Origin of the sequence: Rhizobium sp. BR 317 (assembly GCF_047445835.1) — a bacterium.
In the GTDB taxonomy this organism is placed as follows: domain Bacteria; phylum Pseudomonadota; class Alphaproteobacteria; order Rhizobiales; family Rhizobiaceae; genus Rhizobium; species Rhizobium paranaense.
On sequence record NZ_JARWLB010000001.1, the window covers coordinates 21,721 to 46,767 of the forward strand.

Below are 25,047 nucleotides of genomic sequence, written 5' to 3' on the forward strand. Positions count from 1 at the left end.
TCAAACATGCCCCATGCCAGGCTCAAGCTGCGGGCTGTCGCCCGGATGAGTAAAGAGCTTGCCCTTTTCCGCCCATAGCGTGGCAACAATCGTCAAGGCCCCGAAAATCGTGAAGCCGGCAATCAGCGGCTGGACGGTTCCATCGAACATCTGACCGACGATGCCGCCGAGCAATACGCCGCCGGTGGTGGAAACGGAGCTGGTAATTGCTGCAGCCGTGCCCGCCAGATGACCCATCGGCTCCAGACTGATGGCCATGAAATTGGTGGTGATGACCGCAAACATCATCAACATCACCGAGATCAGAATATAGGTGAACAGGAAGCTCGGCAGCCCCGCCGTGCCAGCGACATAACCGAAGGCGCCGAGAACGGTGAAGATGATCATCGCGACATGGGAGATGCGCCGCATACCGTAGCTGCGAACGAAATAGCCGTTGGCAAACTGAGCAACCGCAGTGCCTCCCGCCGTTGCTGCAAAAGCGATCGGAAACCAATCGCCGAGACCATAGACTTCGCCGAAGACCTGCTGAACCGAGACCACATAGGCGCAGATGACGCCGGTAAAGAGCGTCAAACCGAGCATGTAGCCGCAGGTGACGCGGTTGGTCAGGACTGTTTTGAAGCCGGACATCACCGAACTGATGGAGAGCGGCAGGCGCTCATTGTCAGGCAAGGTTTCCTTCATGCGAAAGAACGCGATAAGGAAGAGAGCGGCGCTTGCGATACCCAGCGCAATGAAGATCCATTGCCAGTTCGAATGGGCAACGATCAACTGACCGACGGAAGGGGCGACCATCGGCATGATCATGAAAACGATGGTGACATAGGACATGACTCGCGCCATTTCGCGGCCGCCGAAGCAATCGCGGACGATCGCCAAGGTGGTGATCCGAACGGCGGCAGCCCCGACGCCCTGGATGAAGCGCAACACGAGCAACGTCGTAAGGCTGCCGCTCCAAGCGGCAGCAAACAGCGTTACGGTATAGAAGATGAGGCCGCCGAGGAGGATATTCCGCCGGCCATAGGCATCGGACAGGCTGCCGAAAAATAGCTGGCAGATACCGAAGCCGAGGAAATAGACACCGATGACCAATTGCGTGTCATTGGGATTGGCGACCGCCAGCGACTGGCCGATATTCGGCAGGGCCGGCAACATGCTGTCTATGCCCATCGAGATGCTCGCCGTCATCAGCGCAATGATGATGATGAATTCGACGATGCCGAGGCCGATGCGGGCGGAGCCGGATTGCTCCGCGGGCTTTGTTTGGGTCGGGTTCATGTCAAAATGCCTGTCAGTGAAGGGCGAGGGACTGGTCGGAGGGCGGGGGCGCATTCTGCGGCCTAAAGAGGCGCCCCTTCTCGGCGATGAGCACGAAGCCGATGCCGACTAGCGAGACCGTGAAATAGCCGATGATCATCGGCGTTGCCGTCCCGTCGTAGAGCTGACCGATCGCCGCGCCGATCGAGGCGCCGCCGACCGTGCTCATGAAACCAAGCACCGAAGAAGCGGTGCCGGCGACATGGCCTAATGGCTCCATGGCGAGCGAGTTGAAGTTCGAGCCGATCCATCCGAACTGGAACATGGCCAGCGCGAAGAGGATCATGAACAGCGGGAAGGGCATCGGCGCCGGGCCATAGATCTGCACCATTAGCCAAAGGAAGGTGATGGTTGCGAAGCCGATGAGAGCGGCATGCGACAGCCGCCGCATGCCGAAGCGCCCGACGAGTTGCGAATTTATGAAGGAGGACAGCGCCATGAACAGCGCGACGCCGCCGAAGGCAAGGGGTGTGTAGACGCCAAGCCCGTAAATGTCGTTATAGACCTGCTGCGCCGAATTGATGAAGCCGAACAGCGCCCCGAACAAGAAGGTGTTGGCGATCGTGTAGCACAGGGCGACGCGGTTCGTCAGAACCATGCCGAAGCCGGAAATGACCGATTTTACGGTAAGCGGGCGGACATTCTCCGGCTTGAGCGTTTCCGGCAGTCGGAAATACATCCAGATGCCGACAAGCGTCGCCATAGTGCCTATGAAGACGAAGATCATGTGCCAGGTGCTCATCAGCATGATGACCTGCCCGCTTCCCGGCGCGATGACCGGTACGATCATGAAGACCATCATGATCAGCGACATGACCTCGGCCATCTGACGGCCGCCGAAAACGTCACGGACGATCGAGATGGTGATGACGCGCGTTGCAGCCGAGCCCAGGCCCTGGATGAAGCGCAAGGCAAGCAGGCCTGCAAAGGACGGGATCAGCGCAATGCCGAAGGCGGAGATGATGTAGACGGCAAGGCCGATCAGCAGCGGCACGCGGCGGCCGAAGCGGTCAGATAGCGGGCCGTAGAAAAGCTGCGCAGAGCCGAAACCGATCAGATAGGCGGTTACGACATACTGCCGGTGGTTTTCGTTTTCCACGCCGAGACTGGAGCCGATTTGCTGCAGGGCGGGGATCATGATGTCGATGGCCAGCGAATTGACCGCCATCAGGAAGGCCGCGAGCACAATGAACTCGCGTTTACCCATGGGCAATTGCCCCTGGGCCGTAGCCTGGGATGTAGTCGTCACGGTTTTATTCCCATAAACATATCAAGGCGCCGCCCGGCGGCAGCGCCTTATCAACTGAATTGGACTATGGAAACCGGACGAAAGTGCCCGGTGACCGGTCAGGCGGCGCCGCGCACGCTGATGCCGTTTTCCTGAAGATGCTGCTGCAGCTCGCCCGCCTGGAACATTTCGCGCACGATGTCACAACCGCCGATGAATTCGCCCTTCACGTAGAGCTGCGGGATGGTGGGCCAATTGGAATAGTCCTTGATGCCCTGGCGAATTTCCGAATCGGCCAGAACATTGATGCCCTTATAGTCGACACCGATATAGTCGAGGATCTGGACCACCTGGCCCGAGAAACCACACTGCGGGAACTGCGGAGTACCCTTCATGAAGAGAACGACGTCGTTGCTCTTCACTTCGTTGTCGATGAATTCGTTAATGCCGCTCATGTCTCGTCCTTTCACATGCGGGTTCAAGGTCCGCAGCTTCAAATCTTATCCTTAAATAGCAAGGTGAAGGTTCGATTTCCAGCCGCAATCATGCACCCGCGATGTTTTTCATCGCATGAATGGGCTTTCGCGCAACAATGGTTCCGAATAATGGCGCAACTCGGGAATTAGCGACTTTTTTTGAACAGTGCGTTTTGAAATCGCACCTTCAACGTGGAAGCTGAACAACACACATAGCAAGAAACAAGGGACGCTTAGTATCGTGCCGCGGGCCTATTTTTGCCGGGGGTGGGAAATGTTGATTCATGCCGACGAAGGCGGCGTGACGGATACCAGTCCCTTTTTTTGACATGCATTTTTGAGGGAGTGGGCACCATGAGCCATCATCACTATTCCGACGGCCAGGTCGGCGAAGAGCGCGAATTTTATGGCGCCAGTGAAACGAGTGAAGGCGAACGGGAGTATTACGAGCATGTTCGTCCCCCCAGAGCATCGATGCTGAACAGCGCCATCTCCGTCAGCATCATCGTCTTGGTTCTCAGCTTCGCTTTCGGTTATCACGGGTCCACAACGCCAACGCAGCAGGCCCAGGCTGCGACCATTCAGAAGGTCATGACTGCTCCGTCGAGCGATTCCTGCTCCGACCTCTCGCCCTATGCCGGAAGAGATTGCTGATATCGGAGATTCCTTAACCATATCGTGGGAACCTCCCGCACAGCTTTCACGATAGACTGCCATGAAAAAGCCGACAGGTCATGGTGTTGACAGCATCCTATGTAACCCGCCGGGAATTAAGAACAAAATGAATAGTATAAAGAAGAGGGTGGTCCTTCACTTCCCCGGTTTTGAACCATTGGATGCAGCGGCGCATAGGGCGCGTTACGAGCGCTCCGCCAAACAAAGTGCCGCTGCATGGGATTTTTCGGTAGCTGTCGACACACTTCGAAATTTCGGAAGGGCGCCGTATTTCGACGTCAATACCAAGGGCGCGGACTGGCAAACCGAGAGCCGCATTCATATCCTCGATCATAACGATCTAGTCGCCAGGCTGAATGGCAGGCCTTTTTCCGTGCGGATGGGGCAGGGTTATCTGGCCGCGGCCAAGGTCGCGTTGTCAGGCGGTTTAACAGGGTATTTTCGGCATGCCTGGCGCTTCGGCCTGTTCTTCATCTTTCCGTTTTTGCTGATGCTGGTCGGGCTGCTTACCAGCCTGTCCATCGCTCTCGCACCCTTTGCGTTCGGCCTTCCCTCCTGGAGCCATATCGGCAGCATCCCCTTGGCGGTGGCCTTCTTCCTCTATGTCTTCCTGCCGCAGGCCGAGAAGCTGCATACGCTGCACCTCTTTGCCGACTGGGAAATGGCCGTCGCTATGGCGGGATTGAACGGTATTGGCGCCGAGCAGTGGATTGAAGCCTGCGCCATCAGCGCCCGTCAGGCACTTGACGAACCGGCCGACGAATATGTGATTTCATCGCACAGCATGGGCTCCAGCGTTGCAGCCCATGTGATCGGACTACTGCTCGAACGGGAACCTGAGCTGTTTCAAGGCAAGCGCGTTGTGTTCACGACGCTCGGCAGCGCTATCCTGCAATGTGCATTGCTGCGGCCCGCCGCAGTGCTGCGCTCGCGTGTTGGTCTGCTGGCCCGCTGCCAGGATATCTTTTGGCTCGACGTCCATTGCCTGACCGATGCAATCCATTTCTACAAGGCGAAGGTTGCCACTGTTTGCGGACATGCGGGAGGGCTGCAGCCCACGATCATATTCGTTCGCTTCAAGAAGATGCTGACGTCGCAGCACTACGCCAAGATCAGGCGGGATTTCCTGCGCGTGCACAGGCAATATGTGCTCGGACCGGATGTCCGAGCTCCCTTCGATTTCACGCTTTTGACGGCCAGCCCGCTGCCGGCTTCGAGCTTTGCAACATTCACCCAGGCCAATATGCCAGATCGGACTTTCGGAGCTGGCAATGACAACGAAAACGCCCGGCTTTCCTCAGTCGGGCGCTGAGGTCTGTAGCGCCAGGGCGTGCAGCACGCCGCCCATATTTCCCTTAAGCGCGTCATAGACCATCTGGTGTTGCTGCACGCGGCTCTTGCCGCGGAAGGCTTCGGCCACGACTTCGGCCGCATAGTGGTCGCCATCCCCGGCCAGGTCGCGAATCGTCACCTTGGCGCCGGGAATGCCGGCCTTGATCATGTCTTCAATATCGCCGGGATTCATTGGCATTAGTGATTTACCTCACTTCATTCGGCAGCGGCGAGTGCACTGCCATCCATGAAGGCAGGAAACCACGATTCATGCGCCTCGCGCAACTGCTCAACGGAAACGGATAGCAGTCCCTCGACGGCAAGCTTATCGCCCTCAACCGTGCCAAGGCGACGGAACGGCACGCCAGCGCTTTCCGCATTGATGCAGACGAAATCGGCGACGTCGGCAGGCACGGCCACGACATAGCGCGCCTGGTCCTCGCCGAAGAGGATGGCATGGGGCAGGCCCTTGGATTCAGCGAGATCGATGTGCAATCCCTTGTCCGACGCCATTGCCATTTCGGCGAGCGCCACCGCAAGGCCGCCCGAGGAAATGTCGTGGCAGGCGTTGATCTGACCGTTGCGGATAGCCGAACGGACGAAATCGCCGTTACGACGCTCTGCAAAGAGATCGACTTCCGGGGCGGGGCCGTCCGTTGAGCCGAGGATATCGCGCAGGTAGACCGAGGAGCCGAGATGGCTGCCGTCTACGCCGAACATGATGATCCGGTCGCCTTCCGAAGCCGAGCCGATACGCGTCATCGCCTTCCAATCCGGCAGAAGCCCGACACCGGCGATCGTCGGCGTCGGGAGGATCGCAACGCCGTTGGTCTCGTTATAAAGCGAGACATTGCCCGAGACGATCGGGAAGTCCAGCGCCCGGCAGGCTTCGCCGATGCCTTTGATGGCGCCGACGAACTGGCCCATGATCTCCGGCTTTTCCGGATTGCCGAAGTTCAGGTTGTCGGTCGCGGCCAGCGGCTCGGCGCCCGTCGCCGTGATGTTGCGCCAGCACTCGGCGACGGCCTGCTTGCCACCTTCGAACGGATCGGCTTCGACATAGCGCGGCGTCACGTCCGAGGAAAAGGCGAGTGCCTTGGTGGGATGGCCTTCGACGCGAACGACGCCGGCGTCACCGCCCGGAATCTGCAGGGAATTGCCCTGGATCAGCGTGTCGTATTGTTCGTAAACCCAGCGGCGGCTGGATTGATTGGGCGAACCGACGAGCGTCAACAGCGCCTGGCCGTAATCCTCAGGGGCGGCGACGAGATTGGCAGGGAGGTCGGCACGCTTGTCGGATTCGCGCCATGGGCGATCATATTCCGGTGCCTGGTCGCCAAGATCCTTGATCGGCAAATTGGCGACTTCCTCGCCCTGATGGATAACGCGGAAACGCAGATCGTCCGTCGTCTTGCCGACGATGGCGAAATCCAGGCCCCATTTGACGAAGATCGCCTTGGCGACGGCTTCCTTTTCCGGCTGCAACACCATGAGCATGCGCTCCTGGCTTTCCGACAGCATCATCTCATAGGCCGTCATGTGCTCTTCGCGCACCGGCACCTTGTCGAGATCGAGCTCGATGCCGAGGTCGCCCTTGGCGCCCATTTCGACAGCCGAGCAGGTGAGGCCGGCCGCACCCATATCCTGGATGGCGATTACAGCGCCCGTCTGCATCAGCTCCAGGCAGGCCTCCAGCAGGCACTTTTCGGTGAAGGGGTCGCCAACCTGAACGGTCGGGCGCTTCTCTTCGATCGATTCATCGAATTCGGCCGATGCCATCGTCGCGCCACCGACGCCGTCGCGGCCGGTCTTGGCGCCGAGATAGACGACCGGCAGGCCGACGCCTTTGGCTTCAGACAAGAATATGGCATTGGACTTCGCAAGGCCAGCAGCAAAGGCGTTGACCAGAATGTTGCCGTTGTAGCGCGCGTCGAATTCGACTTCGCCGCCAACGGTCGGCACGCCGAAGGAGTTGCCGTAGCCGCCGACGCCAGCGACAACGCCGGAGACGAGGTGACGGGTTTTCGGATGATCCGGCTCACCGAAGCGCAGAGCGTTCATCGCCGCAATCGGGCGCGCGCCCATGGTGAAGACGTCGCGCAGAATGCCGCCGACGCCGGTCGCAGCACCCTGATAGGGCTCGATATAGGAGGGATGGTTGTGGCTCTCCATCTTGAAGACGACGCAGTCGCCGTCATCGATGTCGACTACGCCGGCATTTTCGCCAGGGCCTTGAATGACGCGCGGACCCGTGGTCGGCAAGGTGCGAAGCCATTTCTTCGAGGATTTATACGAGCAGTGCTCGTTCCACATGGCCGAGAAGATGCCGAGTTCGGTAAAGGAAGGCTCGCGGCCGATCAGATCCAGAATGCGCTGATATTCATCCGGCTTCAGGCCGTGGGCGGCAATCAGTTCGGGGGTGATCTGGATCGAATTGGAAATGGTCATGGGCGCTCGATGGTCCTTGCCTGTAAAGGGTTTGAAGGCCGGTCAGGGGATCGAGGTCTCTTTAGCGCATGTGAACCCGTCGTGCGACAGGAAAATGCCCGCCATTCACAATGGGTGAAGAGCGGGCATCGCTATTTTCAATTGCTGCCTGGCGATCAGAACTTGTAGCCCACCAGCAGCCCGGCTCGCGTCATGCCGGCATTCGGCCCATCGCAGAGATTGGCATGCGAAGAATGCGCCACTTGCGCCATGAGGCTCCAATGATTGTCGAAATTGTAGCCGACCCCTGCATATTCGTGGAAAAGCAGACGACAGCCGAGCATCGGGCCGTCTTTGGTCCAATCGTCGAGATTGCCGGTGTGCACGGTGCCGCCGAAACCGGCTTCCGTGAAGATGCCGTTACTGTGGGTAAGTGTCCAAGAAAGGCCGGTAAAGACTTGCGTCGCTGCGGTATCCGTGGTGCCGATCGAGGTGCCCAGGTGAATGCGCGGGCGCAGAAGTTGATCTTTCCAACCGTCTGTCGGATCATAGCCGAAGGGATTGAACAGCACTTCGACTTCCGGAAAGACGCCGGCTTCGTGGTCATGTCCAGTCTGGATGGAGCCGCTGGCGCCGAAGCGAAGCTCATCGAATATTTTGGTGCCCGTCGCTGCTTTTGTGTCCGCAATGTCCGCGGCGGCAGCAGATTCAGCGATAAGAACCGAACCAAACATTACCAAAGAGGTGATCGCACACGTCCAAAAACGGCTACCAGAAATAGCGTCAAAAGCCATGCACCCAACCCCCAGATGGCAAGCGATTCGCAGTCGTTAACCAAGTGGTAACATCCTTAAGGTCGGGGTAAAGTAGGCCAAAATATATGACAGTGCATTTCGCAAAAACTGCAGCGAAACTGCAACAGTGACGTCATAAATGGCCGAGATGGCCGGTAGCCATCATATGTGGCTGTCGTAGCTCGCGGACCCGTTTTCCAGCAGATGACGTAACGTCATGAACCCGCTTGCGACCTCGTCGCGGCGTTGTGGTGACGAAAAGGCGACGCGAACGCGGTGATAGGTCTTGTCCGTGCGGGCGGCCTTGAACTCGTCCTCGTCGTCGACGAGGACGCCCTCGGCAAGGGCGGCATTCTTGAACGTACCCGAAAGCCAGGGTTCCGGCAGCTTCAGCCACAGGAACGGCACATGCGGATGCGAGGTGAATTCGAAGCCCGACAGTGTTTCCCGCGCCAATTGCTCACGAACGCGAATTTCCTCGACCGCCTGCCGCCGCAATGCCATCGCGTGGCCGCTCAGCACCAGCCGGGCACAGGTTTCAGCCAGGATGAAGGGCAGGCCGCCGGTCGTCATCTTATGGGTGACCTTGATGCGTTGGGCGAAATGCTGCGGGCAGGCGACCCAGCCGCCGCGCACGCCGGCGGTCACCGATTTTGACAGGCCACTGACGAGGAACGTGCGCTCCGGCGCAATGTCCGCCATCAGCGGGTTAGGATCTTCAGTCATGCCCCCATAGAGATCGTCTTCAATCAGCCAGACGCTATGGCGGCGCGCTATGGCGGCGATTGCCCGGCGCCGCGCCTCCGGCATGGTCACCAGCGTCGGATTGTGCGCCGTCGGCATCAGGAAGGCCAGGCGCGGATGCTGCTGCTGACAAAGCCGTTCGAAATCGTCGGGGATAATGCCGTGCTCATCGGAGTCCACCAGGATGGAGCGGCGGCCGAGAAGACGGGTAGCGCGGCTGACTTGCGTATAGGTCAGGTTCTCGAAAACGATCTTGTCGCCCGGCGAGGTGACCGCAGAGATGACGGCGATGGCGGCGGCGTGAGCGCCGAGTGTCGGCACGACCGTTTCGATCGCCGGCTGCCAGCCATTGCGGGCAAGCCAGACCTGGCCGGCGCGAAACCAGTTCGCCGGGAAGTTTCGTGAATAAGAGGAAATCTCCGCCCGATGATCGCGGCTGATATCGGCAAAGAGCTGGCCGATGATCTCGCCTTGGCCGATATCGGGGGCTGCCGTCGTATCGAAACGGATCTTGTCGCCGGGGATCTCGAGACCGCGGGTGCCGGCAAGCGCCTGCGTAATCGGGTCGATGGGTTCGATCTGCTTGCCGTTGGCGCGCTCCAGCACATAGGTGCCACGCCCGACTTCACCGGCCACAAGGCCGCGCTCATGTACGAGCGCATAGGCGCGACTGACCGTGCCGATCGTCACCCCGATATCGTAGGCGAGATTGCGTTGTGGCGGCAGCTTCGTGCCCGGCGGCAGCACGCCGTGGGTGATCGCATTCTCGATGCTATCGGCGACGCGAATGTAAACCGGGCCGGTTCCGCTGGATATGTCAGGCAGCCAATTTGTCATAATGACAATTTCCTAGATTGCTTCGCGAATAGAGTCAATATTATGAGTCAATTCGTGTCGTTTGGCTCGATACATTTCGATTGTCACGATCAAGCGAGCAGGAAATGGATACAATAGAGACAATTCACCTCGGTAAGACTACCATAGTTGGCGGCGGGGAGACTCCGCGCACCTTCATGCCGATCTCGCGCTTGGCGCGTCGCCTTTTTGAAAGTTTTGCAGCTTGGCTGCAGAAACGGGAAACGCGCGGGACTTTGCGCTATCTAACGGACGACGAATTGCGCGACATCGGCCTGACCCGCCGGGAAGCGATGACCGAGGTGAGCAAATCGTTTTTCTGGGACTGAACGGCGCGGCGACGAGCGACGAGGTCAAGCCGCACGACGGCTAGGCGCCATCCAACACGGAAAGCACGATGTTCGCACGCTTCTCGATAGACACCTTCGGCAAGATGTGAACTTCATAGCCGAGCGAAGGATAGATCGAGCTCAGCCTATCGTATTCCGCGATGGCTGCTGAGAGATCATGCCTTCGCTCGCGGTCCGCGACATATATTTCCGGCCATGGCGGCGTCAGGAAGACATGTCTGTTGTAGCGATGGGATTGTCCCAGTACGGCCAGGTCGGCTTCGCCAGTCAGATGGTGAAGAGCGGCAGCAGCATCGATCAAACCTCTGTCGAAGAATACCAGGCCGGGAGCCGAGGCTGCGGAGGAACGATCTGATATCGACATCCCCACGGCCCGGCGGGCAAATGCGGGTGCATCAAGCCAAGGCAGGGCCGAACCGCCGCGTTCCAATTCCTCGATGACGATCCGACGTCCCGGTTCTTCTACGACTTGGTGGCCGCGGCGCCTAAGCTCCTCAAGCAGCGTCGACTTGCCTCCGCCCGAACATCCGGAAATGATGACAAATCGATCCAAGACAGCGATCCCCGAACTTGCGGGCCAGCCACGTTTGCCCAGGATATCGGGCGATTTGGGCTAGGCTTTAGCAGCCCTTCGTGCCTGCGGCCCAGCGGTTGACGTCACCCGTGATGCGGCCGCCGGAGGCGCCTGACATCATCGGGCCGAAGGCCTGCAACTGCGCCGGGCTGCCTTCCGCCTGAACGACGAGAGACGGCCGGCCGGTCGGATGTTTCTTATCAACCACGAGAATGCGCGGGCGACCCGTATAGGAGTTAAGCTCGGGAGCAAGCTGATAACCTGCGAAGGCCGGATCAGCCGATTTGAACCAGCAGGCATTGGCGTTGACCATGACGCGCTCCATCGTCGACAGAGCGCTGTGATCGGTTGCGCTGATGCTCGGCGGACGCGGACCGCACGAGGTCACCAGCAGCCCAAGCGTCGCGATGGCAGCGGCGGAGTAAAATCCTGTCAGGAGGCGAGGGCGCATCAATCTCTTTCCAATAAAGCAGTTAGGGCCAATGAATTAAGGCTGTTCTGCCGGAGGCGGCCAAATGGCGTTCCGGCGCCCTGCTGTTTTATGCAAAGACGCCGATTTTATGGTTTCGATGCTGCTTATCAGGCAGCGATCACGTCGAGAGCGGAAGCGAAGAGACCGCGGCCGTCGGCGCCGCCATGGGCCGCTTCGATCAGGTTCTCCGGATGAGGCATCATGCCAAGCACATTGCCCTTGGCGTTGATGATACCGGCGATATCGTTGATAGAGCCGTTCGGATTGGTGCCTTCGGCGTAGCGGAACACCACCTGACCATTGCCCTCGATCGTCGCCAGCGTTTCCGCGTCGGCAAAAAAATTGCCGTCATGATGGGCGACCGGGCAGCGGATCACCTGCCCCTTGGCATAGGCGCGGCTGAAATCCGTTTCGGCATTGACGACCTCGAGCTTGATCTCGCGGCAGACGAATTTCAGCGACGCATTGCGCATCAGAGCGCCGGGCAACATGCCGGCTTCCAAAAGGATCTGGAAACCGTTGCAGACGCCCAGAACCTTGACGCCCTTGTCGGCCTTCTCCTTGATCGCCTGCATAACCGGCATGCGGGCTGCGATCGCGCCGCAGCGCAGATAATCGCCATAGGAAAAGCCGCCGGGAATGACGATCAGGTCGACGTCCGGGACCTCGGTCTCTGTCTGCCAGACCGTGATAGGCGCATTGCCGGAAATCTTGGTCAGCGCCGCGATCATGTCACGATCGCGATTGAGGCCGGGGAGTTGGACGACTGCTGATTTCATGATGCTGTTCCCGAGAGAGGCGAGTGGCGATCGCTGGAATATGCTCCGTCAAGCCATACTCCTTTGCCTGTTGCAAAGAAAGAATGGCTCACGAAGGAGGGCGATCAGTCGATCGAAATGCTGAAGTTCTCGATCACGGTATTGGCGAGGAGCTTTTCGCACATGGCTTTCAGCTCGACTTCGGCCTTGGCCTTGTCGGTGCCGTCAAGCTCCAGGTCGAAAACCTTGCCTTGACGAACCTGATGAACGCCGTCGAAGCCGAGGGCGCCGAGGGCGCCTTCGATTGCCTTGCCCTGCGGATCGAGAACGCCGTTTTTCAGCGTGACGGTTACACGAGCCTTGATCACGATAGTCCTTCCTGCGCTTACTTGACGAGAACCGGGCCCGTGCCGCGCACGGGTTCGTTTTCATTGATGATGCCGAGCCGGCGGGCGACTTCGGAATAGGCTTCCAGCAGACCGCCCATATCGCGGCGGAAACGATCCTTGTCCATCTTCTCGTGGGTTTCGATATCCCAGAGACGGCAGGAGTCCGGCGAAATTTCGTCGGCAAGGATGATGCGCATCATGTCGCCTTCGAACAGGCGGCCGCACTCGATCTTGAAATCGACGAGCTGGATGCCGACGCCAAGGAAGAGGCCGGTCATGAAGTCGTTGACGCGGATGGCAAGCGCCATGATGTCGTCGAGCTCGGCCGGATTGGCCCAGCCGAAAGCAGTGATATGCTCCTCCGAGACCATCGGGTCTTCGAGCGCGTCGGACTTGTAGTAGAACTCGATGATCGAGCGCGGCAGCACGACGCCTTCTTCGATACCGAGGCGCTTGGCGAGCGAGCCGGCGGCAACATTGCGCACGACGATCTCGAGCGGGATCATCTCCACTTCCTTGATCAACTGCTCGCGCATGTTGAGGCGGCGGATGAAGTGCGTGGGAATGCCGATTTTGTTCAGATGGCTGAAAATATATTCGCAAATACGATTGTTCAGAACGCCTTTGCCATCGATGACTTCGTGTTTCTTTTTGTTGAAGGCGGTAGCATCATCCTTGAAAAACTGGATCAGCGTGCCCGGCTCAGGCCCTTCGTAAAGGATCTTGGCCTTGCCCTCGTAAATACGGCGGCGACGGTTCATCGGTAATGTTCTCTGTCGTTAGCGCTCTGAAATAGCGCAAGTGGATCGATCTGTGGGCGTCCCCATAACGGATAAGAAGCGAATTCACAATCCGCCAGCGCCTCCTTCCTCGGAATTCCGGCTTTGGTTCTATACCAATGCGAGAATCGCGATCCTGTTCTCACATGTTCTACAGGCTTTTATTTGACGATGGAATGAAGCCGCTCCTGTACTTCACAGGCTAGTGAGCATGGCTTGGGCCACTATACCACGGCTTGGCGGCAATCACGGCTTGAGCTGGCCGAGAAACTTGGCAAAGACCATCGTGCCTTCCGGCCAGGGACCATGACCGGAATCGGCGTTGATATGGCCGGCCTCGCCAGCGTCGATCAACAGCGAGCCCCAGCTACCTGCAATATCGTCGGCATGCTCATAGCTGCCGAAGGGATCGTTGCGGCTGGCGATGGTGATCGACGGAAAAGGCAGGGGATTGCGCGGATAAGGACCGAACGTCATCAGATGCTTCGGCCTGATCTTCGGATTGGCGACGTCGGGCGGTGCAACGAAGAAGGCGCCGGCCACCTTGTTGCGGAAATGCGGGATCGCGTGGATCACCGAGGGCACGCCAAGCGAATGCGCCACCAATACGACCGGCCGGGTCGAGGCGTTTACTTCTTCGGCGATACGGGCAACCCAATCATCGCGCACGGGCTTCGACCATTCGGCCTGCTCCACCCGTCGCGCCGTGGAGAGCTTCTGCTCCCAGCGCGTCTGCCAGTGGTCCGGACCGGAGTTGGTGTATCCGGGTATGATGAGGATATCTGCGTCGGAGGCTTTCATGATGGCGCCGATGTGGAAAAGGAAGGCCGAGGTGTCAAGGGAAAAGGCGACAATTGCGGCAAAATTTGCTAGGATCCCGCCTGCCGGTAGCGAATGATGATGTCGGCGCCTCTAGTTGCCCGACGTTTTCGTGCCGCCAGCTAAACTCATATAGGCTGATGAGGAGGAGGAATACTATGACGGCATTTCATGTCATGGCTGGCGCAAACCACACCTTTACGCGTCCGGCCATCCGCAAGATCGGCATTGCCGATCTCATCGATGCCCTGAAACTGGGGCTGGACGACTTCAGCGAAAAACCATCGCATTACGTATTCCTGTGTCTCATGTATCCGATCGCGGGCATAGCTCTGGCGATCTGGAGTTCCGGCGAGAATCTGCTGCCGTTACTGTTTCCGCTGATGTCCGGCTTCGCGCTGCTGGGACCACTGGCGGCGATCGGGCTTTATGAGATCAGCCGGCGGCGGGAGCAGGGGCTGGATACGTCCTGGCGGCATGCTTTCGATGTCCGTTTCTCTCCGGCATTGCCGTCCATCATTGTGGTCGGCCTGCTGCTGTTTGGCTTCTTCATCGTGTGGCTGGTCGTGGCACAAACCATCTATACCGCCTATTTCGGCGATAGCGTGCCTGCAACGCTCTCGTCCTTCGTGTCGAACGTGGTGACGACGCAGCAGGGCATGAGCATGATGTTCTGGGGCAACCTCGTCGGATTCGTCTTTGCGCTCGTTGTGCTGGCGACAACCGTCGTTACCTTCCCGCTGCTGCTCGACCGTGATGTCGGTGCCGTAGCGGCGGTCGATGCCAGCATTCGTGCGACGCTCATCAACCCGGTGCCGGTGGCAATCTGGGGACTGATCGTGGCCGGGCTTCTTGTCGTCGGTACGATCCCGATCTTTGCGGGGCTTGCAGTGGTCATGCCCATTCTCGGACATGCCACCTGGCATCTCTATCGCAAACTCGTGATGCCGGTCGGCCCAAGCTGAATTCAGCCGCGTTGCGGTTCCAGTCAGATCAAATGGAACCGCCCGTGACCTTGCAACGTTGATCCGCATCAACTCGCACGCCTCTTTCGGGTTCAACGAATTCGGGAGAGGCGTGCAAACGAGGCTTGGATATTTGCATGTCCGTTTGGACATGCGACCCGGCGGAAGATGCGGATCATATGGCAAGGCTCAAGCATATTTTCTCCCGTTTTGCCGCCATTGTTTCGGAGTGGACTGGAAAACCGGTCGTCTTCATATTGGCTCTGATGTCGGTAGTTGTCTGGGGTATCACCGGACCGATCTTCGATTTTTCCGAAAATTGGCAACTGGTCATCAATACTGGCACGACCATCATTACCTTTCTGATGGTTTTCCTGCTGCAGAATTCGCAGACGCGCGACACCCGCGCCATTCAAGCCAAGCTCAACGAACTCATCCTGACCAGCGCTGCCGAGAACCGTTTCATCGGCATAGAAAATCTCGACGAAGAAGATTTGAAACATCTCGATCGTCTGGTGGCGAAGGCAGCCAAGCGCGATGGAGAGAGGCCGGGCGGCGCCAGCAAAGAGGATGAGGCTGACGGGAATCCCAGCATGAAACAGAAAAGGCGGCGCGTCGTCGGCGCCGCCTCGTCAGATCTCGATCAACAATAGATCAGCCAAACACGCGCTTGAAGATCGTGTCGACGTGCTTGGTGTGATAGCCCAAGTCGAATTTTTCGCGGATGTCTTCTTCCGAGAGCGCTGCGCGGACCTCCTTGTCGGCGAGCAATTCTTCGAGGAAGTCCTTGCCCTGTTCCCAAACCTTCATGGCGTTGCGCTGGACGAGGCGATAGGAATCCTCGCGGGAAACACCTGCCTGTGTCAGCGCCAGCAGCACACGCTGAGAATGAACAAGTCCGCGGAACTTGTTCAGATTCTTCATCATATTGTCCGGGTAGACGAGCAGCTTGTCGACGACGCTGGTCATGCGGGCCAGGGCGAAATCGAGCGTCACTGTCGCATCGGGGCCGATCATGCGCTCGACGGAAGAGTGGGAAATATCGCGCTCATGCCACAGTGCCACATTCTCCATCGCCGGCATGGCATAGGAGCGAACCATGCGGGCAAGGCCGGTCAGGTTTTCGGTCAGCACCGGATTACGCTTGTGCGGCATGGCCGACGAGCCCTTCTGGCCGGGAGAGAAATATTCCTCGGCCTCCAGCACTTCGGTACGCTGCAAATGACGGATCTCGGTGGCGAGACGCTCTATCGAGGAGGCGACGACGCCGAGCGTTGCGAAGAACATGGCGTGACGGTCGCGCGGGATGACCTGGGTCGACACCGGCTCCGGCTTCAGGCCCAGAGCCGCCGCGACATGTTCCTCGACGCGCGGATCGATATTGGCAAAAGTGCCGACGGCGCCGGAGATGGCGCAGGTGGCGACTTCCTCGCGAGCTGCGATCAGGCGCTGCTTGCAACGCTCGAACTCGGCATAGGCAAGCGCCAGCTTGACGCCGAAGGTGGTCGGCTCGGCATGAATGCCATGCGAGCGGCCGATAGTGACGGTATCCTTGTGCTCGAAGGCACGGCGCTTCAGGGCTTCCAGAAGCTTGTCGATATCGGCGAGCAGCAGGTCGCTGGCGCGGACGAGTTGAACGTTGAAGCAGGTGTCGAGAACGTCCGAAGAGGTCATGCCCTGATGCACAAAGCGGGCATCGGGACCGACGATTTCGGCGAGATGCGTAAGGAAAGCGATGACGTCGTGCTTGGTGACGGCTTCGATCTCGTCGATGCGGGCGACGTCGAAGGTCGCCTTGCCACCTTTTTCCCAGATGGTTTCGGCTGCGGATTTCGGAATGACGCCGAGTTCGGCCAGCGCGTCGCAAGCATGGGCTTCGATCTCGAACCAGATGCGGAACTTGGTTTCGGGCGACCAGATGGCGACCATTTCCGGTCGGGAGTAGCGCGGGATCATAGGCTCAAGCTTTCTTGGGTAAGGGGAAACGTATCCTCGGCGCCCCCATAACAAAGACGGGAGGTAATCTCAATGTTTTCTGGCTCAATGTTTCTGGATCAATCTTTACTTCAACTCAACGCATATGTCTGGCGAGATAAAGGCTCGCCACCACCAGGAAGATGAAGCCGAGCGGCAGAAACAGGCCCAGGCCGAGGATGGCGAACTGATAGACGGCGCTGGCGCTGGTGAAAACAAACTGAAACGCCCAGATGAGCGTGCCGAAAGGCGCATGCCAGCGTGCATAGAACCAGCGATAGTCCATGGCGAAAAGAAAGGCGGTCATGGCGACGGTGCCAAGCGACAGTGCCAGAAAGAAAGCAGCAAAGCGCGTTTCGAGCGGCCGGCGGTGCGCAAGCAGCCGCGCGAGCGGCAGCGTAAACGGCCAAGCGAGCGTGCCGCCAAAGAAATAGACCGCCATGAGCGCGGGCAGATGGCTCGTCAGTAGACCGTTGCGCAAATAGAGCACCGATAGCGCTGAACTCGCCATTGCCATGCCCCAGCAGGGCGCCCCGAGCAGAAGCTGTCGATAGGACGGAAAGGCTACCCTCAGCCGTCCGGTGGTCACGACAGCGCTGGCCGGATTAATTTGATCCAACGCGGCCTCGTTCTGCCGCAGTGCGCAGGTCGGAGACCGTCTGCCGATAGGCCTCGGCGGATCCGCCCTTGAAGATCGCCGAGCCGGCGACGAGGACATTGGCCCCGGCGGCGGTGACGATCGGAGCCGTGTCGACGGTGACGCCGCCGTCGACCTCGAGTTCGATCGGGCGGTCCCCGATCAGCGACCGGGCATTCCGAATCTTGTCGGCCATGGCAGGAATGAACTTTTGGCCGCCGAAGCCGGGATTGACCGACATGATCAGGATCAGGTCGATGTCATCCAGCACGTTTTCCAGAACGGACAAAGGTGTTGCCGGATTGAGGGTGACGCCGACCTTCTTGCCGAGATGACGAACGGTCTGCAGCGAACGATGCAGATGCACGCCGGCTTCGGCGTGAACCGTAATGCGATCGCAGCCGGCCTTGGCGAAGGCTTCGAGATAGGGATCGGCGGGCGAGATCATCAAATGGCAGTCGAAGGTGGCGCTGGTATAGGAACGCAGCGACTTGATGACATCGGGGCCGAAGGAGATATTCGGCACAAAATGTCCGTCCATGACGTCGAGATGGATCCAGTCCGCCCCGGCTTCGGTCACATCTTTGACTTCCTGTCCGAGCTTGGCGAAATCGGCCGCGAGGATGGAGGGCGCAATGCGGATCGGCAATGTCATGGGATGGCTGAACTCCGTCTGGTTTTATCGCGCTTGGCTTATCACCGGTTCGGCAGGCAAACAACCTAGTCCGCCAGCCTTGCACGGACCATATCAGTTCGACGGCGATGTCACCGGCACGAAGGCGCTGCCGCGCCATTCCAGCAGCCGATAAGGATTCTCCATCAATTCGTGATGCTGACCGAAGGTGACGGGGCCGATCGGCGTCTGAAATGTCGTACCGATCAGCTTGTCGGCAATCGGCTTGTTTTCCGCCTTGGCACTTTCCGCAGCCTGGTTGGCAATCAGCACGGCCGCGGCGGCCGGCAGAATATAACCATCCGGTTCGATACCTTTGGAGCGCATCGCCTGCGCGGTCGCTTGGGCAGCGGGTAGGCTGGCGAAATCGGGGAGGGCGATGGCCTGTACGCCGTCTGCCAGAGGCACCGGCTGGTTGGCGGCGCGCATCGCGTCACCGCCCATCAGCGTCAAGGGAATGTTCTCGTTGTGCGCATCGCGGGCAATGACCGCGACGTCGCTGCGATCGCCGCCGATGAAAGCACGGGTGACGCCAGCCTTCTTCAGCCGGCGGACAAGGGCGATCTGCTGGTCCTGCCCGGGGCGAAAGGTGTCGGTGAAGACCGGCTTCAAGCCTTTCTCCTCCAGCGCATTACGCACCGCTTCCACCAGTTCGCGGCCGTGGATCGTGCCGTCTTCGATAAGCGCTATCGGCTCGGCCGCCCAGTTCTTCAGGATGACGTCGGCCGCCAGGGCAGCCTCGGCGCTGTCAACCGGAGCGAGACGAAAAAGCTGCCAACCGTTCTTCAACGCGTCTTCCATCACGATATGGGAGCGGACGGAAACGGTAATGACGGGAATGCCGGCTTCCTTCAGTCGTGGCAGCGCGCCTGCCAGCGTCTCGCTGCAGAGAAAGCCGATTGCGACCTGGGCCTTGGCGGTGATCAATGACTCGGCCGCCGCCCTGCCGCCATCCTCCGTGCAGGGTTCGTTGACGACTGTGGCGGAATCCTGCTGTGCCTGCAGTTGAAAATTGGCGCCTGTGGTGATCTGGGCGCCGAGGGATGCAAAGTTCCCGTCCTGCGGCGCGACAATGCCGATATTGATACCTGCGGCATAGCCGCTGCTTGCCGCCAGAAGCAGCGAAATCAGAAGCGGTGTGCGACGCAGAACGTTCATCGACATGGTATCCTGGACAATTCTCCTGCCCTTTTATCCGCCTGAAGGTCGCCGTCAAAGAAAAAGCAGCGAAATCTCGTTGATTTCAATAATCCTATTGTAGAAAAGCTAACGTGTGCCCGCCATATTGAATGAAAACGAGAAATGACGAAAACGAGGGAAGCAATCGTGCTAGACAAGCAGCGTATGGATCCGGTGCTCTATCGCGACGCCATGAGCCGCTATGCGGGGCATGTGCAGCTAGTGACCACGGCGCTTGGCAATGAACGGCGCGGGGTGACGATCACGGCCGCCTGCTCGGTTTCGGACAATCCCGCCACGATCCTGATCTGCCTGAACAACAACAATGCGAAGAACGAGATCTTCTTCAAAAGCGGCATCTTCGCCCTGAACGCGCTGGGCGCCCACCACCAGGCGCTCGCCGACGCCTTTTCCGGCAAGACGAACCTGACCACCGACGAGCGTTTCGCGACGGGCAAGTTCGATACGCTGGTGACCGGCGCCCCGGTGCTCGCCGACGCGCTGGCGGCTTTCGATTGCCGCGTCATCGAAATCAAGCGGGCTTCGACGCATAACATCATCTTCGGCGAAGTCGTGGCCGTGCATTTCGATGAAACAAAGCCGGCGCTGCTCTATATGAACCGGGACTATCACACGTTATAACCTCCTGAGAGCACAACCCCTTGGATCTGAATCGATCCAAGGGAGGGACTATGTGCCGGTTTGAAGTGTTACTGCGTCATCAGAGCGTCCGATGGGACGCGCAGCGTAGTAATGGGAGAGAGTATGCCTGATCATCATCACGCACCTTCGCTGCCGGGTTCAATCGACGACACAATAGCCTTGCTCGGCGCGCACGACTATCTCGCGGGGCGTGCGCTGGGCACGGTGTTGTTTCTGGCACTGAAAATGAAACGGCCGCTGTTTCTCGAAGGCGAGGCCGGTGTCGGCAAGACCGAGATCGCCAAGGTGCTGTCGAAGGCGCTCGACCGGCCGCTGATCCGCCTGCAATGTTATGAAGGCCTCGACATTTCCTCCGCCGTCTATGAATGGAACTATCCGGCACAGATGCTGGAAATCCGCCTTGCCGAGGCGTCCGGACTCACCGATCGCGACCGGATCGAGGCCGATATCTTTTCAGAGCGCTATCTCATCCGCCGGCCCGTGCTGCAAGCACTGTCGAGCATGGGAGGACGTGCGCCGGTATTCCTGATCGACGAGCTGGACCGCACCGATGAAGCGTTCGAAGCTTTCCTGCTTGAAGTGCTCTCCGATTTCCAGGTGACCGTTCCCGAACTCGGGACCATCCGCGCCGCCGAACCGCCCATCGTCATCATCACTACCAACCGCACCCGAGAGGTGCACGACGCTCTGAAGCGACGCTGCCTCTACCATTGGGTCGACTACCCCGAAGCAGAGCAGGAGCTCGATATCATCCGCCGCAAGGTGCCCGGCTGCAACGACGCGCTGTCGCGCCAGATCGTCGCCTATGTGCAGAAGCTGCGCACACTCGACCTCTTCAAAAACCCCGGCGTCGCCGAAACCATCGATTGGGCGACGGCGCTGACCGAGCTCGACCGGCTGGCGCTCGATCCCGAGACGATTTCCGATACGCTCGGCACCCTGCTGAAATACCAGGACGACATCGCCCGCATCCAGGGCGGCGAGGGCAAGCGGGTGCTGGACGAGGTCAAATCCGAACTGCTGGCGACAGGATGAGCGACCATGGGGCCGGCAATGCAAGACGGTATCGCAGCGCCGCCGTCACCGCCCGGTGACGGGCGTCTGGCCGATAATATCGTCTTCTTCGCTCGTGCCTTACGCAAGGCCGGCCTGAAGATCGGGCCGGCGACCATCGCCGACGCCATCGAAGCCGTCGAAACCATAGGCATCGGCTCGCGCGACGAGTTTCATGCGGCATTGTCTTCCGTCTTCGTCAAACGGCATGAGGACCTTGCGCTTTTCGACGAGGCATTCCGGCTGTTCTGGCGCTCGCGCGATCTCGTGCAAAAGATGATTGCGATGATGTCGCCGGTCGCGCCCGATAATCGCGAGACGGAAAAGCCGAAGCCTGCCGAACTCCGCGCCAGCGACGCCCTGCTTGGTGACCGCGAAGACCGCCGGCCACAGCGCGAGATGCCGGATATCGAGATCGATGCCCGCTTCACGACATCGGGTAACGAACTCCTGCGCCGCATGGATTTCGCCCAGATGTCGGCTGCGGAAATTGCCGCTGCGAAGAAAGAACTGGCGAAGTTGGAATTGCCACTCGACAGCGTCCGTACCCGCCGTTTCGTGCCGTCGCACTCCTCGTCCAAGGTCGATCCGCGCGCGACCATGCGGAGCGCGCTTCGCACCGGCGGCACGCTGATCCTGCCGCGCTATCGCGAGCCGAAGGAAATGCAACCGCCCTTGGTGGTGCTCGCCGACATTTCCGGCTCCATGAGCCAATATACCCGCATCTTCCTGCATTTCCTGCATGTACTCACCGAGAAGCGGCGGCGGGTGCATACCTTTCTATTTGGCACGCGGCTCACCAACGTTACCCGCCAGATGCGTCACAAGGACCCGGATGAGGCGCTCGACGAATGCGCTGCCGCCGTCCGCGACTGGTCGGGCGGCACACGGATCGGCGAGACGCTGAAGGAATTCAATCGGCTCTGGGCGCGGCGGGTGCTGGGGCAGGGCGCGATCGTGCTACTCATCACCGATGGATTGGAGCGGGAGGGTGTGGAGCTTCTGCAAAGCGAAATGGACAGGCTACACCGCTCCTGCAGGCGGCTGATCTGGCTCAATCCGCTCTTGCGCTTCGAAGGCTTCGAACCCCGTGCCCGCGGCGTTCGCGCCATGCTGCCGCATGTTGACGAATTCCGTCCGGTTCACAATCTATTATCTCTGGCCGATCTCGTATCGGCCCTGAGCGTAGGTCGCGCCGGCGCCTATGATCCACGCCGTTTTCTCGCCAAGCTGTGAGGCACCCATGACACATGCACCCGAAAGCCTGGACCCGCTTGTCATTGCGGAGGAATGGGCTGCCGCTGGCCGCAACGTAGCAGTGGCGACTGTCGTCGATACCTGGGGTTCTGCGCCGCGCCCGACCGGCAGCCATCTTGTCATCGACAGCGAAGGCAATTTTCACGGTTCGGTCTCCGGTGGCTGCGTGGAGGGCGCCGTCATCACCGAGGCGCTGGACGTGATCGAAAGCGGCAAGGCCCGCATGTTGGAGTTCGGCGTTGCGGATGAAACCGCCTGGCGCGTCGGCCTGTCCTGTGGCGGCCGAATTCGCGTCTATGTCGAGAGGCTTGTCTGATGGACCGTCAGGTACTGACGAAATTGAACAGGCTGCGGCGGGCGCGGCAAGCGGTGATCCTGGCGACCGATCTCTCCGGCGGGCAGGATCGGCTGATCGTCGAGGGTGATGTCGTCGACGGTCCGTTTGCCGACGCCGTCGCGTCCGCCTTCCGCTCGGGAAAGTCCTCGGCGGTAGAGATCGGAGGACAAAGCCTCTTCCTCAATGTTCACCTGCCGCCGCCGCAAATCGTCGTCATCGGCGCCGTACATATCAGCCAGGTTTTGGTTGGTATGGCCGAGCTTGCAGGCTTTGACATCCGCATCATCGATCCCCGCACTGCTTTTGCGACGCCTGAGCGTTTCGATGGCGCCGATCTCATTGCCGACTGGCCGGTGGATGTTTTGAAGGAGCAGCCGCTCGATGCCTATACGGCGTTGGTTGCAGTCACCCACGATCCGAAGATCGATGATTTCCCAATTGCCGAGGCGCTAAAGGTCGGCTGTTTCTATGTCGGGGCGCTCGGCAGTCGTAAGACACATGCGAGTCGCGTGGAACGACTGAAGCGCGAGGGTTTGACGGAGGCCGACCTTGCCCGGATTCATGCTCCTATCGGCCTTCCCATCGGCGCATCGAGCCCAGTGGAAATCGCCGTCGCCATTCTGGCCGAGATCATCGCCGCGCTGCGCGGCCGTGACGTCTCGTCACCGAAGGGTGACAAGCGATGAAATTCGGTGATTTTGCCACAGCGGAAGCCGAAGGCGCCGTGCTTGCGCATTCCATCCGATTGTCCGATGGCAGCCTTGCCAAGGGGCATGTGCTTGACCGCGCCGATCTCGATCGCCTCGTTGCGGCCAATATCGCCCATGTCACCGCCGCCAAAGTCGAACCTGACGATCTTATGGAAAATGAGGCCGCGACGCGTTTGGCGCGGGCGATCGCTCCGGATCATCTGACGTTTTCCGAAGCGGCGACGGGGCGTGTCAATGTCCATAGCGCGGTCGATGGCCTGTTCGTTGCGAACCGCGCCGCCGTCGACCGGCTGAACAGTGTCGATCCGGCTATCACGCTTGCCTGTCTTGCCGATCATGTGCCGGTGCGTCGTGGCGATATGGTCGCGACCTTCAAGATCATTCCGCTGGCGGTTTCAGGTGAGAAGGTTGCCGCAGGCGTCGACATCCTGCAGCAGACGACCGTCTTCGAGGTGAAGCCATTCAGGCCGCATGCGGTGTCGCTGGTCGCAACCGAATTGCCGTCGCTGAAGACCTCCGTGATGGACAAGACGACGCGTATCCTTTCACAACGGCTACAGCTTGCCGGCAGCACCCTGGAGAGGGAAGAGCGAGTGGCCCATCGCGCGCCAGCGGTCGCGGAAGCGATCGGTAAGGCGCTGCAGGCGGCGGATCAATCGTCGAAGCTCGTCATCGTCTTCGGTGCATCCGCCGTCATCGACGCCGGTGACGTTATCCCCGAGGCGATCCGGCTTGCGGGTGGCCAAGTGATCCAGGTCGGAATGCCGGTCGATCCCGGCAATCTGCTGGTGCTCGGCAGCGTCGGCGATGTTTATGTCGTGGGCGCACCCGGCTGCGCCCGCAGCCCGAAGGAAAATGGTTTCGACTGGGTGCTCGATCGCATCCTTGCCGGCGAGAAGCCGACGCCGCAGGAGATCAGCGGCATGGGTGTCGGAGGGCTTCTCATGGAAATTCAGTCGCGGCCAAGACCGCGCGATATCGCCGTCAAACCGCAAGCACAGATCTCCGTCGCCATCGTGCTTCTTGCCGCCGGCAAGGCGCGCCGCATGGGCGAGGGCGGGCCGCACAAGCTGTTGGCGGAATTTGACGGCATACCTCTGGTGCGTCGCTCGGCCATAACGGCCCTGGCAAGCGGAGCCTCCGCCGTCGTTGCCGTCACCGGCCATCGCCGCGAGGACATCGAACAAGCGCTAGCCGGCCTAGCCGTAGAGCGTGTGCACAATCCGGACTATGCCTCTGGCATGGCAAGCTCGTTGGTTGCAGGCATCAGCACCCCAGCGGCGCAACGGGCTGACGGCGTGCTGGTTATGCTGGCCGACATGCCGGGTGTCACCAGTGGCGACCTGAAGACGCTGATTGCGGCCTTCCGCAAGGCGAACGGCCAGGCGATCGTTCGTGCCGTGTCGCGCGGTAAACGCGGCAATCCTGTCATCCTGCCGCGCGCCGTCTTCGACGCCGTGATGCGGCTCGAGGGCGATGTCGGTGCCCGGCATATCATCGAAACTGCTGGGCTTCCCATCATCGATGCCGACATCGGCGATGCAGCCCATCTTGATGTGGATACGCCCGAAGCCGTATTAGCCGCTGGCGGTATTTTGAAGGGGTAG

Annotated in this window: 28 protein-coding genes; 11 read left to right on the top strand and 17 right to left on the bottom strand. The window is 59.7% G+C overall.

The features are described 5' to 3' along the window. The 3 genes from QD357_RS00105 to grxD all read right to left on the bottom strand — a co-directional run bounded on the left by QD357_RS00105 (nucleotide 1) and on the right by grxD (nucleotide 3,003). Nucleotides 1-1,281: a multidrug effflux MFS transporter gene (locus QD357_RS00105; RefSeq protein WP_414123926.1), complete on the bottom strand. Its 1,281-nt coding sequence runs from the start codon at nucleotides 1,279-1,281 to the stop codon at nucleotides 1-3. 13 nt (nucleotides 1,282-1,294) lie between these two features. Beyond that, on the bottom strand, nucleotides 1,295-2,527 hold the full coding sequence (locus tag QD357_RS00110) for a multidrug effflux MFS transporter (protein ID WP_107108200.1): 1,233 nt from the start codon (nucleotides 2,525-2,527) through the stop codon (nucleotides 1,295-1,297). Between the two features lie 140 nt (nucleotides 2,528-2,667). Beyond that, nucleotides 2,668-3,003, bottom strand: coding sequence for a Grx4 family monothiol glutaredoxin (gene grxD / locus QD357_RS00115; protein WP_107108199.1), 336 nt, complete (start codon nucleotides 3,001-3,003; stop codon nucleotides 2,668-2,670). A 375-nt stretch (nucleotides 3,004-3,378) separates the two neighbouring features. Between grxD and QD357_RS00120 the strand changes: the two genes are divergently transcribed. Both QD357_RS00120 and QD357_RS00125 read left to right on the top strand, forming a co-directional pair. Continuing rightward, nucleotides 3,379-3,678 (top strand): hypothetical protein, encoded by a 300-nt coding sequence (locus QD357_RS00120; protein WP_107108198.1) that lies wholly within the window; start codon nucleotides 3,379-3,381, stop codon nucleotides 3,676-3,678. A 127-nt stretch (nucleotides 3,679-3,805) separates the two neighbouring features. Next, entirely contained in the window at nucleotides 3,806-5,011 is a 1,206-nt protein-coding gene (locus QD357_RS00125) for a hypothetical protein (RefSeq protein WP_107108197.1), read from the top strand. On the opposite strand, the gene QD357_RS00130 is transcribed toward QD357_RS00125, so the two are convergent. The 4 genes from QD357_RS00130 to QD357_RS00145 all read right to left on the bottom strand — a co-directional run bounded on the left by QD357_RS00130 (nucleotide 4,997) and on the right by QD357_RS00145 (nucleotide 9,833). Further along, nucleotides 4,997-5,230: a BolA family protein gene (locus QD357_RS00130; protein WP_004108912.1), complete on the bottom strand. Its 234-nt coding sequence runs from the start codon at nucleotides 5,228-5,230 to the stop codon at nucleotides 4,997-4,999. The genes QD357_RS00125 and QD357_RS00130 overlap by 15 nt on opposite strands. Before the next feature lie 17 nt (nucleotides 5,231-5,247). After that, nucleotides 5,248-7,479, bottom strand: a complete 2,232-nt coding sequence (purL, locus tag QD357_RS00135; RefSeq protein WP_107108196.1) for a phosphoribosylformylglycinamidine synthase subunit PurL — start codon at nucleotides 7,477-7,479, stop codon at nucleotides 5,248-5,250. Between the two features lie 155 nt (nucleotides 7,480-7,634). Continuing rightward, nucleotides 7,635-8,192 (bottom strand): acyloxyacyl hydrolase, encoded by a 558-nt coding sequence (locus QD357_RS00140; protein ID WP_107108195.1) that lies wholly within the window; start codon nucleotides 8,190-8,192, stop codon nucleotides 7,635-7,637. A 222-nt stretch (nucleotides 8,193-8,414) separates the two neighbouring features. Continuing rightward, nucleotides 8,415-9,833: a PLP-dependent aminotransferase family protein gene (locus QD357_RS00145; protein WP_414123927.1), complete on the bottom strand. Its 1,419-nt coding sequence runs from the start codon at nucleotides 9,831-9,833 to the stop codon at nucleotides 8,415-8,417. A 176-nt stretch (nucleotides 9,834-10,009) separates the two neighbouring features. On the opposite strand from QD357_RS00145, the gene QD357_RS00150 reads away from it, so the two are divergent. Next, nucleotides 10,010-10,180, top strand: a complete 171-nt coding sequence (locus tag QD357_RS00150) for a DUF1127 domain-containing protein (protein ID WP_245407475.1) — start codon at nucleotides 10,010-10,012, stop codon at nucleotides 10,178-10,180. Between the two features lie 40 nt (nucleotides 10,181-10,220). Here QD357_RS00150 and QD357_RS00155 read toward each other — a convergent pair whose 3' ends face one another. The 6 genes from QD357_RS00155 to QD357_RS00180 all read right to left on the bottom strand — a co-directional run bounded on the left by QD357_RS00155 (nucleotide 10,221) and on the right by QD357_RS00180 (nucleotide 13,974). Next, a complete protein-coding gene (locus tag QD357_RS00155) occupies nucleotides 10,221-10,754 on the bottom strand; it encodes an AAA family ATPase (protein ID WP_107108192.1) in 534 nt (177 codons plus the stop codon). Between the two features lie 67 nt (nucleotides 10,755-10,821). Continuing rightward, entirely contained in the window at nucleotides 10,822-11,226 is a 405-nt protein-coding gene (locus QD357_RS00160) for a hypothetical protein (RefSeq protein WP_107108191.1), read from the bottom strand. A 128-nt stretch (nucleotides 11,227-11,354) separates the two neighbouring features. Next, a complete protein-coding gene (gene purQ / locus QD357_RS00165) occupies nucleotides 11,355-12,026 on the bottom strand; it encodes a phosphoribosylformylglycinamidine synthase subunit PurQ (protein ID WP_107108190.1) in 672 nt (223 codons plus the stop codon). 104 nt (nucleotides 12,027-12,130) lie between these two features. Further along, the gene (gene purS, locus QD357_RS00170; RefSeq protein ID WP_107108189.1) at nucleotides 12,131-12,373 is read right to left on the bottom strand and encodes a phosphoribosylformylglycinamidine synthase subunit PurS; all 243 of its coding nucleotides are present in this window, start codon (nucleotides 12,371-12,373) and stop codon (nucleotides 12,131-12,133) included. Nucleotides 12,374-12,390: 17 nt separating this feature from the next. After that, nucleotides 12,391-13,155 (bottom strand): phosphoribosylaminoimidazolesuccinocarboxamide synthase, encoded by a 765-nt coding sequence (gene purC / locus QD357_RS00175; protein ID WP_015340039.1) that lies wholly within the window; start codon nucleotides 13,153-13,155, stop codon nucleotides 12,391-12,393. Between the two features lie 264 nt (nucleotides 13,156-13,419). After that, the gene (locus QD357_RS00180) at nucleotides 13,420-13,974 is read right to left on the bottom strand and encodes an RBBP9/YdeN family alpha/beta hydrolase (RefSeq protein ID WP_107108188.1); all 555 of its coding nucleotides are present in this window, start codon (nucleotides 13,972-13,974) and stop codon (nucleotides 13,420-13,422) included. Between the two features lie 176 nt (nucleotides 13,975-14,150). On the opposite strand from QD357_RS00180, the gene QD357_RS00185 reads away from it, so the two are divergent. Both QD357_RS00185 and QD357_RS00190 read left to right on the top strand, forming a co-directional pair. Further along, entirely contained in the window at nucleotides 14,151-14,957 is an 807-nt protein-coding gene (locus tag QD357_RS00185; RefSeq protein WP_107108187.1) for a DUF2189 domain-containing protein, read from the top strand. A 179-nt stretch (nucleotides 14,958-15,136) separates the two neighbouring features. After that, nucleotides 15,137-15,610 carry a low affinity iron permease family protein gene (locus tag QD357_RS00190; protein WP_107108526.1) on the top strand — a complete coding sequence of 158 codons (474 nt, stop codon included), beginning with the start codon at nucleotides 15,137-15,139 and terminating at the stop codon, nucleotides 15,608-15,610. A 1-nt stretch (nucleotide 15,611) separates the two neighbouring features. On the opposite strand, the gene purB is transcribed toward QD357_RS00190, so the two are convergent. The 4 genes from purB to QD357_RS00210 all read right to left on the bottom strand — a co-directional run bounded on the left by purB (nucleotide 15,612) and on the right by QD357_RS00210 (nucleotide 19,399). Continuing rightward, nucleotides 15,612-16,913, bottom strand: coding sequence for an adenylosuccinate lyase (gene purB / locus QD357_RS00195; RefSeq protein WP_107108186.1), 1,302 nt, complete (start codon nucleotides 16,911-16,913; stop codon nucleotides 15,612-15,614). A 115-nt stretch (nucleotides 16,914-17,028) separates the two neighbouring features. Further along, nucleotides 17,029-17,448, bottom strand: coding sequence for a hypothetical protein (locus QD357_RS00200; RefSeq protein WP_245407474.1), 420 nt, complete (start codon nucleotides 17,446-17,448; stop codon nucleotides 17,029-17,031). An 88-nt stretch (nucleotides 17,449-17,536) separates the two neighbouring features. Next, a complete protein-coding gene (gene rpe, locus QD357_RS00205) occupies nucleotides 17,537-18,223 on the bottom strand; it encodes a ribulose-phosphate 3-epimerase (protein WP_107108185.1) in 687 nt (228 codons plus the stop codon). Nucleotides 18,224-18,316: 93 nt separating this feature from the next. Beyond that, the gene (locus QD357_RS00210) at nucleotides 18,317-19,399 is read right to left on the bottom strand and encodes a branched-chain amino acid ABC transporter substrate-binding protein (RefSeq protein WP_107108524.1); all 1,083 of its coding nucleotides are present in this window, start codon (nucleotides 19,397-19,399) and stop codon (nucleotides 18,317-18,319) included. A gap of 144 nt (nucleotides 19,400-19,543) precedes the next feature. Here QD357_RS00210 and QD357_RS00215 point away from each other — a divergent pair, with 144 nt between their 5' ends. The 6 genes from QD357_RS00215 (at nucleotide 19,544) to QD357_RS00240 (ending at nucleotide 25,047) form a co-directional block, all read left to right on the top strand. Beyond that, entirely contained in the window at nucleotides 19,544-20,062 is a 519-nt protein-coding gene (locus QD357_RS00215) for a flavin reductase (protein ID WP_181316059.1), read from the top strand. 123 nt (nucleotides 20,063-20,185) lie between these two features. Next, nucleotides 20,186-21,118, top strand: coding sequence for an AAA family ATPase (locus QD357_RS00220; protein ID WP_414123928.1), 933 nt, complete (start codon nucleotides 20,186-20,188; stop codon nucleotides 21,116-21,118). A gap of 6 nt (nucleotides 21,119-21,124) precedes the next feature. Beyond that, nucleotides 21,125-22,372 carry a vWA domain-containing protein gene (locus tag QD357_RS00225; protein ID WP_107108183.1) on the top strand — a complete coding sequence of 416 codons (1,248 nt, stop codon included), beginning with the start codon at nucleotides 21,125-21,127 and terminating at the stop codon, nucleotides 22,370-22,372. A gap of 7 nt (nucleotides 22,373-22,379) precedes the next feature. Beyond that, the gene (locus QD357_RS00230; RefSeq protein WP_107108182.1) at nucleotides 22,380-22,709 is read left to right on the top strand and encodes an XdhC family protein; all 330 of its coding nucleotides are present in this window, start codon (nucleotides 22,380-22,382) and stop codon (nucleotides 22,707-22,709) included. Then, complete coding sequence (locus QD357_RS00235; RefSeq protein WP_107108181.1) at nucleotides 22,709-23,416, top strand: XdhC family protein; 708 nt, start codon at nucleotides 22,709-22,711, stop codon at nucleotides 23,414-23,416. Before QD357_RS00230 ends, QD357_RS00235 begins: the two co-directional genes overlap by 1 nt. Next, nucleotides 23,413-25,047, top strand: a complete 1,635-nt coding sequence (locus QD357_RS00240) for an NTP transferase domain-containing protein (RefSeq protein ID WP_107108180.1) — start codon at nucleotides 23,413-23,415, stop codon at nucleotides 25,045-25,047. The genes QD357_RS00235 and QD357_RS00240 overlap by 4 nt, the downstream gene beginning before the upstream one ends.